The sequence below is a fragment of the Pseudomonas sp. NPDC098747 genome (genome assembly GCF_044760045.1).
In the GTDB taxonomy this organism is placed as follows: Bacteria; Pseudomonadota; Gammaproteobacteria; order Pseudomonadales; family Pseudomonadaceae; genus Aquipseudomonas.
In genome coordinates this window covers 100729-114675 of sequence record NZ_JBIWAL010000015.1, presented here as the reverse complement: position 1 = coordinate 114675, position 13947 = coordinate 100729, and the positions used below count along the sequence as shown (strand labels likewise).

General features: G+C 57.3%; 15 protein-coding genes. 6 read left to right on the top strand and 9 right to left on the bottom strand.

From position 1 onward, the window contains the following. Positions 1-720 (top strand): RHS repeat-associated core domain-containing protein (locus tag ACIQVE_RS12460; protein ID WP_402808439.1); only part of this gene is annotated, 720 nt, incomplete at its 5' end. Further along, entirely contained in the window at positions 717-1103 is a 387-nt protein-coding gene (locus ACIQVE_RS12455; RefSeq protein WP_402808436.1) for a hypothetical protein, read from the top strand. The genes ACIQVE_RS12460 and ACIQVE_RS12455, both read left to right, overlap by 4 nt. Positions 1104-1170: 67 nt before the next feature. Here the strand turns inward: ACIQVE_RS12455 and ACIQVE_RS12450 are convergent, their stop codons facing one another. From ACIQVE_RS12450 to ACIQVE_RS12440, 3 genes are all read right to left on the bottom strand, one after another. Further along, positions 1171-1341: a hypothetical protein gene (locus ACIQVE_RS12450; RefSeq protein WP_402808433.1), complete on the bottom strand. Its 171-nt coding sequence runs from the start codon at positions 1339-1341 to the stop codon at positions 1171-1173. A 119-nt stretch (positions 1342-1460) separates the two neighbouring features. Then, a complete protein-coding gene (locus ACIQVE_RS12445) occupies positions 1461-1892 on the bottom strand; it encodes a YMGG-like glycine zipper-containing protein (RefSeq protein WP_402808431.1) in 432 nt (143 codons plus the stop codon). 128 nt (positions 1893-2020) lie between these two features. Beyond that, positions 2021-2392, bottom strand: a complete 372-nt coding sequence (locus ACIQVE_RS12440; protein ID WP_402808428.1) for a bacteriocin — start codon at positions 2390-2392, stop codon at positions 2021-2023. Between ACIQVE_RS12440 and ACIQVE_RS12435 the strand changes: the two genes are divergently transcribed. Further along, positions 2391-2528, top strand: coding sequence for a hypothetical protein (locus tag ACIQVE_RS12435; RefSeq protein ID WP_402808425.1), 138 nt, complete (start codon positions 2391-2393; stop codon positions 2526-2528). The genes ACIQVE_RS12440 and ACIQVE_RS12435 overlap by 2 nt on opposite strands. A gap of 191 nt (positions 2529-2719) precedes the next feature. Here the strand turns inward: ACIQVE_RS12435 and ACIQVE_RS12430 are convergent, their stop codons facing one another. From ACIQVE_RS12430 to ACIQVE_RS12420, 3 genes are all read right to left on the bottom strand, one after another. Beyond that, positions 2720-2908 carry a hypothetical protein gene (locus ACIQVE_RS12430; protein WP_402808423.1) on the bottom strand — a complete coding sequence of 63 codons (189 nt, stop codon included), beginning with the start codon at positions 2906-2908 and terminating at the stop codon, positions 2720-2722. 162 nt (positions 2909-3070) lie between these two features. Further along, positions 3071-3391: a YbjQ family protein gene (locus ACIQVE_RS12425; RefSeq protein WP_402808421.1), complete on the bottom strand. Its 321-nt coding sequence runs from the start codon at positions 3389-3391 to the stop codon at positions 3071-3073. A gap of 203 nt (positions 3392-3594) precedes the next feature. Next, positions 3595-4290: a response regulator gene (locus ACIQVE_RS12420; protein ID WP_402808419.1), complete on the bottom strand. Its 696-nt coding sequence runs from the start codon at positions 4288-4290 to the stop codon at positions 3595-3597. A 357-nt stretch (positions 4291-4647) separates the two neighbouring features. On the opposite strand from ACIQVE_RS12420, the gene ACIQVE_RS12415 reads away from it, so the two are divergent. Further along, positions 4648-8199, top strand: coding sequence for a transporter substrate-binding domain-containing protein (locus ACIQVE_RS12415; protein ID WP_402808416.1), 3552 nt, complete (start codon positions 4648-4650; stop codon positions 8197-8199). A 130-nt stretch (positions 8200-8329) separates the two neighbouring features. Here the strand turns inward: ACIQVE_RS12415 and ACIQVE_RS12410 are convergent, their stop codons facing one another. Next, on the bottom strand, positions 8330-9592 hold the full coding sequence (locus ACIQVE_RS12410; RefSeq protein WP_402808413.1) for a TolC family protein: 1263 nt from the start codon (positions 9590-9592) through the stop codon (positions 8330-8332). 7 nt (positions 9593-9599) lie between these two features. Between ACIQVE_RS12410 and ACIQVE_RS12405 the strand changes: the two genes are divergently transcribed. Both ACIQVE_RS12405 and ACIQVE_RS12400 read left to right on the top strand, forming a co-directional pair. Further along, positions 9600-9833: a hypothetical protein gene (locus tag ACIQVE_RS12405; RefSeq protein ID WP_402808411.1), complete on the top strand. Its 234-nt coding sequence runs from the start codon at positions 9600-9602 to the stop codon at positions 9831-9833. A gap of 87 nt (positions 9834-9920) precedes the next feature. After that, on the top strand, positions 9921-10112 hold the full coding sequence (locus ACIQVE_RS12400) for a hypothetical protein (protein WP_402808408.1): 192 nt from the start codon (positions 9921-9923) through the stop codon (positions 10110-10112). Positions 10113-10182: 70 nt separating this feature from the next. Here the strand turns inward: ACIQVE_RS12400 and ACIQVE_RS12395 are convergent, their stop codons facing one another. Further along, positions 10183-11424: an HlyD family type I secretion periplasmic adaptor subunit gene (locus ACIQVE_RS12395; protein ID WP_402808405.1), complete on the bottom strand. Its 1242-nt coding sequence runs from the start codon at positions 11422-11424 to the stop codon at positions 10183-10185. After that, positions 11421-13817 (bottom strand): type I secretion system permease/ATPase, encoded by a 2397-nt coding sequence (locus ACIQVE_RS12390; RefSeq protein WP_402808402.1) that lies wholly within the window; start codon positions 13815-13817, stop codon positions 11421-11423. The genes ACIQVE_RS12395 and ACIQVE_RS12390 overlap by 4 nt, the downstream gene beginning before the upstream one ends. Positions 13818-13947 lie beyond the last annotated feature (130 nt).

Here is a 13947-nt window from a genome sequence, read left to right as displayed (position 1 = left end):
ACCCTGGCCGGCGAGGAATACCTGGACCAGCCGCTGCGCTTTCAGGGGCAGTATTTCGATGAAGAAAGCGGCCTGCATTACAACCGGCATCGGTATTACGACCCACGGCTTGGACGGTACCTGACCCCGGACCCGATCAAGTTGGCGGGCGGGATTAATCAGTACCAGTACGTGCCAAATCCGACGGGCTGGGTGGATCCGTTGGGGTTGAGTGATTGTCCGAGTGACGATAGATGTAATAAACCATCTTTTAAAACTAATGATCCAACAACAAGAGTACAAATTGGTGAGGATCATTCCACCCCACCTACCCCCCAAACACATCCTGAGTATTTATACCGGGGTGACAGTAAGGATCCATCAGATATTTTTGAATACGGCTTTAAAAGCAAAGGGGATAGTAATGATCTTCTGCTTCACTCGATCGATAGTGGCTCCCCTCCGAGCAATTTCATCAGTACATCACCATCTAGAGAAGTTGGGAAAGCGTTTGCAACCGGGTACGGCACAAGAACAGGATTTCTTTACACTCTGAAAACGATACCCGGCCACGACCTCAAAAAGGAGTTAGGGGCTGCATATAAATTCGATAAGGAACAGGAGATTGCTATCCCTAGCCAAATTAAAAGGGAAGACATCCTTGGTGCTACTATAATTATTGACGACGGTAGGGAATTCGGCTACTCCCTTCCAAACCCCAATAGGAAAATAGAGAAATGATTTTCGAAGTAAAAATAACCATCGAAATAAACAATGAAAAACAAGAAATCGAACTTATCTGCGACGATACAACATTATCTATAACGCTAAATCTGGAAAACCAAAGCAGCCAAATTTATACTGATCGCGATTTTTACAAGTGCTTTGGAATACTCAGAAAAAACAACCCTGATATACGCTTTTTCTGCAAGGGCTCGAAAATCAATGTGCATCCATCGAGTATGTCATCGCAGATGTCTCTCGGTTTAAAAGCATATGAACTGGCATTTAGAAAAACACCTTCCTTGGAGGACGTTGTTTATATATTTGACTATGAGGAAGAAAATCTCACGAACAATCCAGAAGAGCAAAGATCATTTTATTTGAATTGGATAACGTCCTGAAATTCTGAAAAGGGCCTAACGTAGGCCCTAAGATGGTCGAGATGAATGCGGGGATGGCACCTCCCCCTCACTGCTCATCCTCCTCCTCGTCATACTCACCATCCAGCGCATCATCCGAATCATTCAACGGCACCGTCGCATCATCCATCAACGACCCCGGATCTTCATTCCCCGGATCGTTGATGAACGGCAGCCCACTTGAACCTTTTTCTTCCTTGCCTTCAGTTTCGGGAGTCATGGCAAACCTCGTGATTTCGGGGGGGTGTATGACGTTCGAAACGCCTTGCCGCCAATCGTTCCCGGGGCCAACCGGTAGATACAAAAAACCCGGCGCAAGGCCGGGTTTCTGTTTAAACATCAATCACGATGTTTGTTTTTGTATTTGTGTTTGTTCTTATGTTTATGTCCGCCACCGGAATGAGACTTCCCGTCATCGCCACCCAGGTTGTTGCCGACCGCACCACCTGCCGCGCCACCCAAGCCTGCACCGATGGTCGAACCGGTGGAGCCGCCCAAGCTGTTGCCGATCACTGATCCGCCGGCAGCGCCGAGGCCACCGCCAATAGCGGCTTCCGTGCGGTTGCGTTTCTCCGCCCCGACCGCACTGCCTGCCGCGCCGCCCAAGCCCGCACCCACTGCGGCACCCGTGCTACCACCGAGTTGCCCACCGACCACATTGCCCAACGCACCACCCAAGCCGCCACCGACAGCGGCCGTGCCGTCGCCGGCAGCCATCGCGCCTTGAGCAACCAGCAATCCGAAAAACAGTGCAGATAATGACAAACGCATATGAACCTCACAGTGCCCGAAGCGGGACAATTAAGATCTTATGTGAGATTGGAGCCGTTTGTTGGAATATCGTTCAGCAACGAAAAAGCCCGACATCGCGTCGGGCTTTTTCTGACACGCAATCAATCTCAGTGACGCTTGTGGCCTTTGGACAGATTGCTGCCCACGGCGCCGCCAGCTGCACCGCCCAGACCAGCACCGATGGTGGACCCGGTCTTGCCACCGAGGCTGTTGCCGATCACCGAACCGCCGGCTGCGCCGACACCGCCGCCAATGGCCGCTTTGGTCCGGCTGCCCTTGCGAGCCGCCACCGCACTGCCCGCTGCGCCTGCTACGCCCGCGCCAATCGCGGCACCGGTGCTGCCGCCCATTTTCTGGCCGACCACATTACCCAGCGCGCCACCCAGACCACCGCCCAACGCCGCGGTGCCGTCGCCAGCAGCCATTGCACCTTGAGCAACGAAAAGGCCAAGAACCAGAGCAGGGAGTGTTAAACGCATGACGAAAACCTCAAAAACAGAGATGACAAAAAAGGGCCGGGATTTAATGTCGACAGAGGACAAAAGTCCAGACGAAACCAAAGCGCAGCGAGCACTTGGCGCCGATTTGACAGCGATTCTGGAAAAGGTTTTATGACAGACAAAAAAAAGCCCGCTGGGGAGACGGGCTGGAGACTTGCTTTCTAACGGATGGCTTCACCCTACGCCGGACAACGTGAAAAGTTTGTGAAAAAAAACGCAGTTCTTTAAACCATCCGTAGAACGTATCGGAGGTCACCGATCAGACGTAAAAAACCCCGTTCAATGACGGGGTTATGTCGAGGAAGCTTATTTTCTGGCCCGCGCCATCACCCTGGGAAGGAATTTCGCCTTCAGCCCTTTCGGTGCCGCGGATTTGATCTTGGCGTTCTGAATCGTGTCTTCACCAAAGCCCGACTGGTACTCGCTCTGTCCGCAGCGTACGCAGTTGTTGAAGGAAAATTCAGTGCCATCGTCTTCGATATACGGTTGAGTCATGCCCTCTCCCCTTCGTAACAGGTCGACACCGGCAAAACCCTCTCACCTGAAAAATATCGACCACCCAGGATTTTGAGACTAGCCGGTCATTACTGGACTTGTGATTCAGATCGACTGACGCCCGACGAATGGCTTACAAAAATTCACCGCCGCGGCGACCGTTCAGCGCAACTTCACCGCTGTACCCGTCACAAACACCACAACCATGCCGCCCTTGCCCGCCGGCATGCTGATCTCGAAATCCACGCCGACCACCGCATCTGCCTGCAACGCACGCGCGCGTTCCTTGATCTCGTCCGTCGCCTGAACGCGTGCTTCTTTCAACGCGCTCTCCAGGGTTTGCGACCGACCACCAAAGAAGTCGCGCATACCCGCGAACATGTCACGGATCACGTTGACGCCTTGCACCGACTCGGCACTGACGATGTCCAGATACGCGGTGATCTGCCGGCCTTCGATGGCGTGAGTGGTGGAGATGATCATGAACGTGGTCCTTTTACTGGCAATAAAACCGCGATTGTAATGCGCAAACAAAGATTCAGCCGACCACATCACGCACTCCGGAAAAATCCGGACACCAGAAACCAGAAACCCCTGACTTCCTTCGAAGTCAGGGGTTTGGCGCATTGGCGATCATTTCGTCTATATAGAGAGCCGGGTATTGCGAGGCCTTCCAGGCACCCGGCTCAGATATCCTTGAGATCCAGGTGCAGCTTGAACAGCTCGGTGTCGGTGCGCACATTCAACTTACGCATCGCGGCCTGTTTCTGCCCACTGATGGTTTTGCGACTGCGCAGGAATTTATCGGCAATTTGAGAAACCGACATTCCCTCCAGGCAGCAGCGCAGCACTTCACGCTCTTTCGGCGACAAGGCCGGGTAGTCAACGAGCGTATCGGCACCCTCGACGGGACTCTCCTGACCGGTTGTCGCCAACGGTGTTTGAGGTGTCGAGTCCAGTTCAGCGGACATGGCCGGCGAAAGGTATAAGCGGTCCAAGGCCACCATCCGAATCGCCCGCACCAACTCTTCAGTGGGCTGAGACTTGCCGAAAAAACCGTTAGCCCCCGCGCGAATGGCCATATTGACGGTCGCCGGTCGTTCAATGGAGGAGAAAATCAGAATTCGCAACGCTGGATAGTGATTGCGCAGCAACTGGATCAAGCGCAAACCATCCAGTTCGCCATCGCTCAGTTGATAATCAAGAACCAGCACATCGGCCTGTTGAGTGCGCAGTGCCTCAAGTAGCTCAGGACTACCGGAATAGATCCCTGTGACCTTGAAATCCGACTCCATGGACAAGCGGATTTTCAGGCCTTCACGGATCAAAGTGTGATCGTCAAGCAGCACTATTCGCAAGGGTGAAACGACCGACCACTTCATTCACGACTCCAAAACACCAGCAAAAAGAATCAGACAATTCCTACGACTCTGCGAGACTCGAAGCACCATATCCTAAGACCGGGATGAAATAAAACGTAAGCAGTTCTGCCTATGCCACCGATTACGACAAACTATTCCCCCACGCTCGCGGCATGGGGTGTCATCAACACTACTGCCCGGCGCCTCACCTTTGGGACAAGTCTGATTTCGTCCCGATACACCGCGATTCCAGCGTTATCCGCGTTGAGCAACGCGGGACAAGGCAGCACAGGCTTGCTAGATTCATCCACCATGAGACCCACGGGTTCACCTGGAATCCCTCCTGATAACCAGCGCCCTCAACGGAATTGAACTGCCTTGAATATTTCTCGTTTTTTATTCGCCTGGCCATTGGCTGTGCTGCTGGCAGGCTTACTGACAACGAGTGTGCAGGCTCAACCGCCGAAACCGACTGAGCTGTTGGTCAATGCCCCGATCACGCCACCACACGTCAACTTCGATGCGCAAACCCTCGCCTGGCTCAGTACGCGCCCCGAAGTCACTGTGGCCATCTGGAGCGGTGCCCTTCCGCCGTTGCACATGGGGTTCGAGCAAAGCAAGTTCGAAGGTGTTGCCGCCGACTACTTGGGTGCCCTGCGCGAAACGACCGGGTTACAGCTGAAGATTTTGCGTTACCCGACACGTGCCAAAGCCCGCGAAGCACTCGAGCAAGGTCAGGTCGACATGCTGGCGGTGCATGATGTCAGCGAAGGCCAGGATGGCGCGATCACCCAGTCCCGGCCCTACCTGCTCAATCACAAGGTCATTGTGCGGCGTATTGGGGAAACCCTGCCCCCGCTGGAAGACCTGAAAGGTCAGCGTTTGGCCTATGTCGGTGACGATGCGGTCGGCGCCCAACTGCACAAGCAGTACCCGGACGCGACATTGATTCAGCACTCCAACCATTTAAATGGCTTGGCCTCTCTGATGTACGACCAGGCGGATGCCTTCTGGACTGACGCCATCACCGCCGAGTTTCTGATCCGCCTGCTGTACAGCAACGACGTTTATATTTCCGGTACGGCCCTCTCTACTTCTGCGGACATCAACTTTGCGGTCAGTGACCGCAAACCCCAGTTGCTGGCAGCGATTAACAGCACGCTGGACGCGATTCCGCCCGCCGACATGATGCGGATCACCATGCGCTGGGGGCTGAGTAATGATTTCGTGGTCGATGAACCACCGTTGAATCTCAACCCGACCGAGACCGCATGGATAGCAGCGCATCCCAAGATCAAGGTACTGGTGGCCGGGTCCTACGCGCCGCTGACTTTTTTTGATGACCGTGACCAACTGCAAGGGCTGAGCACGGACTTGTTGAAAATCGTCGAACAACGTACCGGTCTGAAACTTGAGTTTGTCCGCAGCGGCAGCGTTCCAGACATGCTTAACATGCTTCAGAGCAACCAAGCCGATCTCATTGCTGCGCTGACCATCGGCGACTTGCGGCTCAATGCCAGACAATACACCCGCCCTTATCTCATCAGCCCGTTTGTCGTGGTCACCCGACGCTCAGGGACACCCATCAATAGCCTTGAGGAACTCAAGGGCGAGCGCCTGGCCATCCCCTCCGGAAATCCACTATCAAACTGGCTTCTACAGCAATATCCCGAAATTACTCAGATTCCGGTCTCCACGGCTGCGCGTGGCATTGAGCTGCTCTCCGAGGGAGACGTGGGTGCCAGCGTGCATACCCAGTTCGGTGCCGACTATTTCATCAAGCATCATTTCCAACAGGACCTGAGAATTGCCGCCGTCATCGGCCCCACCGCAGGCCGGGTCGCCATGGTCGTCGGCACGGATAACATGATCCTGAAAAGCATCATCAACAAGGTACTGCTGGACATTCCTCCCGAGGAGCTCAAGACCTTGAGTGACCGTTGGCGCAACCACGCAGCGCCCGCTGTGGCCAGCTCCTGGAGTACCTATAAAGACAGTGTTTATCAAATCATAGGCATCGCCGTCGCTTTCGTTCTGGCGTTCCTGACCTGGAACTACTACTTGCAAGCCCAGATCAAGAAGCGTCGCAAAGCCGAACTGGCCTTGGGCGATCAATTGGCTTTCAGCAAAACGCTCATCGACGGTTCGCCCATTGCACTCTATGTGCGCGACAAGGACGGTAAGCTGGCGCACTGCAATCGGGCCTACCTGGAATTCCTGCAAACCACTCAGGAAGAAGTCATCGGCAAGACCCTGCTCGAGGCCGGCATCATCTCTTCGGCGCTGAGCCGTCAGTATCACCAGATTTATCGGGACACCGAGCAACACGGTGAGCCGACCTTCGCCGACCTGGAAATAGAAGTAAAAGGCCTCCCGCGCCGCATCTATCACTGGACTCTGCCTTTCCAGAGCAGTGCCGGAGCGTTTGCCGGGGTTATCGGCGGTTGGCTGGATATCAGCGAACGCGAACAGTTGGTAGAACAACTGCGTCTGGCCAAAGAGGTTGCTGATGAGGCCAACGAATCCAAATCGATTTTCCTGGCCAGCATGAGCCACGAAATCCGCACGCCCATCAGCGCCCTGATCGGCCTGATCGAAATGCTCCGGCTGCGCGGCGGCAGTGCTCAGGAAGTCGAACAAAATCTGGCCGTGGCACATCAGTCAGCACAATCATTGCTGTCTCTGATCGGTGACATCCTTGACCTGTCGAAAATAGAAGCAGGCGCCATGGTTCCATCGCCACGGCCTGCCCATCTCGGCGAAGCCCTTCACTCCATTCACAAACTGTTCGAGGTCAATGCAAAAACCAAAAACCTGACGTTCGACCTGATGATTGAGGCCAGCGACCAACAGGTGATCATCGATCCATTAATGCTGAACCAGATCGTTGCCAACCTGACCAGCAATGCCATCAAGTTTACGCAGGAAGGTTTTGTCGAACTGTCCTTGATACAGCTGCCTGATGATCCAAAAACCGGCTTTGGATGCTATTCGATCGAAATTCGCGACTCGGGCATCGGGCTGAATGAATCGCAGCAAAAAGCTGTCTTCGAGCCCTTCGTTCAGGTTTCACCCAACGTCAGTGGCCAACGCAGTACGGGGCTGGGGCTAAGCATCTGTACACGCCTGGCGACGTTGCTCAACGCCCGGTTGAGCGTGCATAGCCAACCGGGCAAAGGCTCTTGCTTCAAGCTGCAATTCAAAGCCGAACGCACGCAGGAAGATGCCAGCCAGGCCGCAACTCAGCCGCTCACTCGAGCCAACCATCGCCTGAACATCCTGGTGGTTGAAGACCACGCGCCCAACCGTCTGCTGTTGTGTCAGCAACTCGAATACCTTGGCCACCGCGCGGTGCCCTGCGATGACGGTGAAACCGCGCTGGCACAGTGGATGCACGCCGATCCACCGTTTGACCTGACCATTACCGACTGCAATATGCCGCGCATGGACGGCTATGAACTGGCCCGACAAATGCGCGCCATCGAACAGCGTCGCGCCGTCGGTGCCCACCCCATTTTTGGCCTCACCGCCAATGCCCAGTCCCGGATCATCCAGGATTGCCTGGATGCCGGCATGAGCCAGTGCTTGTTCAAACCCATTGGTATCGAGGCTTTGACCGAGCAGATCAACGCGGTTTCGAGCCAGATTGAGCGCCGGGTCCACGCCAATCAAACCGTCGGCGGTGAGTTACAGAAGTTGCGGGTACTGTGTCCAGACAGGTATGTGCCGCTGGTTGAGGAACTGGTGCGCACCAACCAGGAAGACAGCGCAAAGCTTGAAAAACTGCTGCGTGATCACGACTTCGAAAAAATGGCGGCGTTAGCGCACAAAATCAAAGGTGGCGCGCAAATGACTGATGCTCGGGTGTTGATTGATGCTTGCGTGCAGCTGGAGTCAGTGGCACTTCAAGTGCGATATCGCCTCCTGTGAAAAGCAGGTCAACGTGCTATTGAGCGCCATGCACTCGCTGGAGCAGTTGCTGCTCGACGACCTCTAGCCAAATCTTCAACAACGCCGGCCCACCTGATGTGTGGAAGTGGGCCGGACATGCCAATTGCCCTCAGCGCTCTGAACCGCCCAACCACGCCGACAATGTGCCTGCCCCAGCGTACTGGCGCAGGATCGCCTGGTAACCGTCAAAGCGGTTGGTGATTTCACTCACCCGATTGCCGTAGTGGTCGCTTTCAGCCGACAGCACATCCAGCAACGTACGCTTGCCCAGGTGATACCACTGCTCATAAAACGCCACACGAATACCATCGGTTTCCACCGTCAGGTCGCGGTACAACTCGGCCCGTTCCAGAAAGGTTTTGGCTTCGTGGTTGGCGGTACGGATTCGGTATTCCAGGTCCAGCCGCTGTTGCTCCACTTCTTGTCGACTGGCCTCGGCGCGCTGCAACGCAGCACGTTCCGACGCCCGTACCGAGCCGCCGCGAAAGGCGCCCCAGGTCACGGCAAGGTGGGTTTCCCAGGGTTGTTCACGGCCCAGGGAATCTTCGGCGGTGGATTTGCTGACCACCCAGTTCAACTGTGGCAGCGACCCGGATCGCACGACCTTGGCCTGCAATTCGGCGGATTCGGTCTGGGCCTTGGCTTGATTGATCACCGGGTGATCTTCGGTTTTGGACAACAGGTGATCGAGGTTGGCCAGGCGAATGTTCAATTCCTTGGTACGCGGGATCATGATCGGCCGATCACCCACCAATTTACGCAAAGTGATTTCGGCGTCCTTGGCGCGCGTGTCGGCCGAATCTCGTGCAGCCTGGGCCTGCAGTTGGCGCGCCTTGGCCTGGGTCAGTTCGCTGGAACGACCCTTGTCCACGGCGACAATGCCGGCGAGCATTTTCACCAGTTCGTTCATCCGGTCCACGTACTGCTGGCTGAGTTCAACAATGATGCGCTGTTTGCCCAATTCCACCAGCGTGGTGGTCACCTCGAACGCCGAGTTCTCCAGTTCTGCATCAATCGCCGCCGTGGCCGCCGTGGACAAATGGCGACGGCTGTCGATGGTGTTGCGAATCCGGCCCCAGTCATACACCGGCGTGACGACGTTGAGGTTGATCCCGCTGCTGCTGCCGTCACTCTCTTCTGACCCCGAACCGAATTTCTTCGAACCGGCTGTCGTGCCAACGTCCACCTGGGGATAGCGCTGACCCTTGGCTTCGTCGATGTCGGCATCGGCGGCGGCGAGCTCTGCGTGGGCCCGTTGCACCGTAGGGCTGCGCTCGGCGGCGGCCTGGACGGCACGGTGGAAAATCTCCTTGAGTTCCTGCTCCGAAGGGCCCGCTGCCGCGCCCTGACGGCTGGCCAATTGAGCTGGCATGCCGCTCGTGGCCAGCGCAGAGACACCGGGCACCGTGCTCGGGCGAATCGCCGAGGCCGATGTCGTGGCGGGCTTGAAAGTCGGCACTGCACTTCTTGGTTCCGCCGCCGTTGTCGCTGGTCTTTCGCTCGGGCGCGCCGGCGCAAAAGTCACCGTGGCCGGGTCCGTCACCTTGGAAAACTGCAGCCCGCCGTCATTCGACCGTGGCGCCCTGGCCACGGTGTTCGCAGGTGGTGAATAGCTCGTAGCCGCTGTCGATGGTTTGAATGCTACAGGCGCAACAGGCCTGGACGCCGTCACCGATCTGAACTCTACCGGCGCGGCAGTCTTGGTCGTTGCCCTCGGTTTGAATTCCACCGGCGCGACAGGCTTGGCCGTTGCCACCGATTTGAACTCCACCGGCGCGTCGGGCTTGGCCGGCGCCGACACAGGAGCGGCATTGAACGTCAGCAATTCATCGCCGACAACACTCGACGAGGCGCATGCCGACAGACACAAAAACAACGAGCGCAAAAGGTAAAAGCGGTTACGCGGCGCAAACAGGTCCTGAGCCCGCAATTCACACTGCGGGAGATTTTTGGTCGTCATGATTATCGCTCCCGGAAGGCTTCGCGCGCCTTGAGCACGGGCTTAAGCAAGTAATGAAGAATGGTTTTTTCGCCGGTGCGGATCTCAACCGAAGCCACCATCCCCGGAATGATCGGCAGTGACTTGCCGCCCGCCGTCAGCTCACTGCTGTCGGTGAGCACCAGCACGCGGTAATAGGTGTCGTCGGGGCGTCCGGCGGCGGCTTTCTGATCATCTTTCAAGGTGTCCGGGCTGATGTGCTCGACCTTGCCTTTCAAGCCGCCATAAATGGCGTAGTCATAGGCGGTAATCTTCACCGTGGCCGGCAGACCAGGGCGCAAAAACGCCACGTCGGAGGGACGAATCTTGCCCTCCACCAGCAGTTGTTCTTCCAGCGGCACGATCTCGAGGATGTGCTCGCCCGGCTGAATCACCCCGCCGATGGTGCTGACCCGCACGTTCTTCACGGTGCCGCGTACCGGGGCGGTGATGGTGGTGCGATCACGGATGTCGGCGCGGCCGATCAGGTTTTCGCTGATCTGCGACAGCTCCAATTCAAACTTCGCCAATTCAGAACTCGCGTCAGCCTGAAACTTGTTGATGCGCTCGACGATCTGCGACTTGATGTCGTTGGCCGAACGCTTGATACGCAGTATTTCGACTTCCGACATCAAGCCCTTCGCCGCCAAGGGTTCGGCCAGACGAATCTCCCGGGAAGAGAGCGCGTAACTGCGCTCCAGGGCACTGACGCTGTCATTGAGTGCGCGCTTGCGTGACTCATACGCCCGGATTTCCTGGGCCACGACGACCGGGTCTTGCTTGACCATTTCTTCGAATTCCAGCGGTTGCTGGTAAGCCTCGGAGCGCAGGCGGGTAATGGCTGCTTTCAAGCCGATCACCTTCGACAGCGCTTCGCGATAGCTGGACTCGGCACGCGTGGCGTCGATTTTCAACAACACCTCGCCCTTCTCCACTATCGCGCCTTCGCGCACGTTCATCTCGGAGAGAATCCCGCCTTCCAGGCTCTGGATCACCTGCTCACGGCTCAAGGAAATGATCTTGGCTTCGCCCAAGGTGATTTCTTCGACCCGGGCGTAATTGGCCCACACCACACCAATGATCAACACCGCCGCGATGAGGTAAATCACCAGTTTAGAGCCCGGCGTGGATTGCGACAGCAAGGACTCCTGCACGTCGTTCATGAACGCGGCATCGCCGGGTTCCATAGCGGCCGGGGCGTTACGCCCCCACAATTTACCAATCACGATGCTACCTCTGCCGGCGCGGCTGCTGTGGCAGGCGTCACGGGTTGCGGGTTGGAGACGTTGGCTTTTTTGCCCACCGTGAAAGCCGGCTGGGGTTTTACTTCGGTTGCTTCGGTTGCAGTCGTCGTCGCGGGGGACTGAGTATTGGCAACGACGGATTGTCTCTGCCGACGGGCCGGTTGTGGGGCCTGCACCGCAGCGGGTTTACCGGCTAACTTCGCAAGGATTTCGTCCTTGGGCCCATCGGCGACGACCTTGCCGTCATCCACCACCACGATGCGATCCACCAGCGCCAGCAGCGACGGTCGATGGGTCACCACCACCAGGGCCTGGCCTTCGGTGGCGCGCTTGAGGTGTTCGAGAAACTGCGTTTCGGTTTGCGTGTCCATGGCACTGGTGGGTTCATCCAGCAGCAGCAATTTAGGGCGCGCCAACAGGCTGCGAGCCAGAGACACCAATTGCCGCTGCCCTCCCGACAAGCCTTCGCCGGACTCACCGATCGGCAGGTTGATGCCCTTGGGATGCTTGGCCGCGATATGGTCCAGACCGGTCAGGCGCAATACCCGCAGAAACTCTTCGGCAGTGGATTCGGGGCGGCCGATCATCACGTTTTCGCGCAGCGAGCCGTAAAACAGCCGGACGTCCTGGCCCACATAACCGACGGCTTTGCGCCAGTCCGCCGGGTCGATCTGGTTCACATCCAGGCCATCGGTGAACATCTGCCCTTCGGTGGGCGAATACAGCCGCGCCATGACCCGCAGCAGCGTGGATTTACCGCTGCCGATACGCCCCAGAATCGCCACACGTTCGCCGGCGGCCACGGTCAGATTGACCCCTTGCAGGACGACCGGGTTGGGTTGCATGGGTGGTGCGGGGTAGGAAAAACCCAGATTTTTCACGGTGATCTGCCCCGACAACGACGGCTTGGGCAGGTACTCGCGGGTCGAATCCCGATCCACCGGCATCGCCATCAAACCGTTCAGCGAGCTGAGGGCGGCCTTGGCCTGCTGGAAGCGCACCGCCAGACCGATCACTTGACCCAACGGGGCCGTGGCACGACCGGCCAACATTACGGTGGCGATCAAGGCCCCCATGGTCAGGTCGCCGGCGTCGATCAGGTACACGCCGATGATGATCAGCACCACCGTTTGCAGTTGCTGCAAAAACGCCACCACACCGGTCGCCACGCTGGACAGCGAACGCGACTTCATTGAAGTGGCGGCCGACAGCGCACTGAAGTTTTCCCAACGGCGTTGCATGTAGGGCTCACCGCCGACTGCCTTGAGGGTTTCCAGGCCTTCTACTGACTCCACCAGCACGCCTTGCTTGAGCGACGCTTCGCGCATGTTCTCTTTCATGGTGCGTGCCAGCGGCCACTGAATGATGATGCTGATGATCAGAATCAGCGGAATCAGCAACAGCGGCACCCAGCCCAGCGGGCCACCGATCATGAAAATAACCCCGACGAACATCAACACGAACGGCAAGTCGGAAATCGTCGCGAGCGTGGCCGAGGTGGCGAAATCACGCACCGATTCGAACTCGCGCAACTGGTTGGCGAACGAGCCGGACGAGGCCGGTTTGTGTTCCATCTGAATCGACAGTGCTTGGCGAAACAGCATCGTGCCCAGCACCAGGTCGGCCTTCTTGCCGGCCAGGTCCAGCAAATGCGCCCGGACATAACGCGACACCGCTTCGAAGATCATGGCAATTGCCACGCCGATGCCCAGCGACCACAAGGTCACAAACGCCTGGTTCGGCACCACGCGGTCGTACACGTTCATGGTGAAGAAAATGCTCGCCAACCCCAACACGTTGATCAGCACCGCAGCAATGGCCGCGCTGCGGTAGTAGCTGCGATAACGCCACAAAGTGCTGAGCAACCAATGCCCGGCCGGTTGCGGGGTTTCGTCACCGGCGCGGGTGTCGACCTTGGCGCGGGGCTTTACCAGAATGGCGTGGCCGGCGTACATCTGGTCCATGGTGGCTTGGTCCAGCTCCACCGGCTCGGCGCCGATTTCCGGCAGGATCACCTGATAACGCCAGGCTTTCTTGCCCTCCTCATTGGTGCCGATAAAACGCCCGAGCAAAATGCAACCGCCCTGCTCCTTGCGCAGCAGCACCATTGGCACCAGTTGCTTGGGCAGCGCTTGCACGCGACGCTCTACCAACCCTGCCGACAGTCCGGCCGCCGACAACGCCGCCAACGCCAGCGAAGGCGCCAGCAAGCCACCCTTGGGTAAGCCGGCAGTCAAGGCTTCGGGGCTTTTCCCGACACCGTAGTGGTCACACATCCAGGACACGCTTTGCAGCAGAGTGTCCTGGATTGTCGTTTGCGGCGCGGGCAGAGCCGTGGCGGCAACGCTTGGGCCAACAGGCGCGTCAGTCGTCATCACAAGAGTCCTGAATTCGGACCGCCAAGCGGCGGCCGCGATGGAATGGATAGTTCAAGGCCTGTTACGTTGAACGCGGTGTTGGCCGAGAAATCAGTAGGACAATTCTGACTAATTGGTGAGTCAGGCT

What these genes read in the sequence shown, in the direction of transcription:
- ACIQVE_RS12430 (WP_402808423.1), bottom strand. Translation starts at nt 2,908, where the DNA reads ATGACTCAACCGTATATCGAAGACGATGGCACTGAATTTTCCTTCAAC.
- ACIQVE_RS12445 (WP_402808431.1), bottom strand. Translation starts at nt 1,892, where the DNA reads ATGCGTTTGTCATTATCTGCACTGTTTTTCGGATTGCTGGTTGCTCAA.
- ACIQVE_RS12390 (WP_402808402.1), bottom strand. Translation starts at nt 13,817, where the DNA reads ATGACGACTGACGCGCCTGTTGGCCCAAGCGTTGCCGCCACGGCTCTG.
- ACIQVE_RS12420 (WP_402808419.1), bottom strand. Translation starts at nt 4,290, where the DNA reads ATGAAGTGGTCGGTCGTTTCACCCTTGCGAATAGTGCTGCTTGACGAT.
- ACIQVE_RS12450 (WP_402808433.1), bottom strand. Translation starts at nt 1,341, where the DNA reads ATGACTCCCGAAACTGAAGGCAAGGAAGAAAAAGGTTCAAGTGGGCTG.
- ACIQVE_RS12435 (WP_402808425.1), top strand. Translation starts at nt 2,391, where the DNA reads ATGACGAAAACCTCAAAAACAGAGATGACAAAAAAGGGCCGGGATTTA.
- ACIQVE_RS12440 (WP_402808428.1), bottom strand. Translation starts at nt 2,392, where the DNA reads ATGCGTTTAACACTCCCTGCTCTGGTTCTTGGCCTTTTCGTTGCTCAA.
- ACIQVE_RS12425 (WP_402808421.1), bottom strand. Translation starts at nt 3,391, where the DNA reads ATGATCATCTCCACCACTCACGCCATCGAAGGCCGGCAGATCACCGCG.
- ACIQVE_RS12455 (WP_402808436.1), top strand. Translation starts at nt 717, where the DNA reads ATGATTTTCGAAGTAAAAATAACCATCGAAATAAACAATGAAAAACAA.
- ACIQVE_RS12410 (WP_402808413.1), bottom strand. Translation starts at nt 9,592, where the DNA reads ATGCCAGCTCAATTGGCCAGCCGTCAGGGCGCGGCAGCGGGCCCTTCG.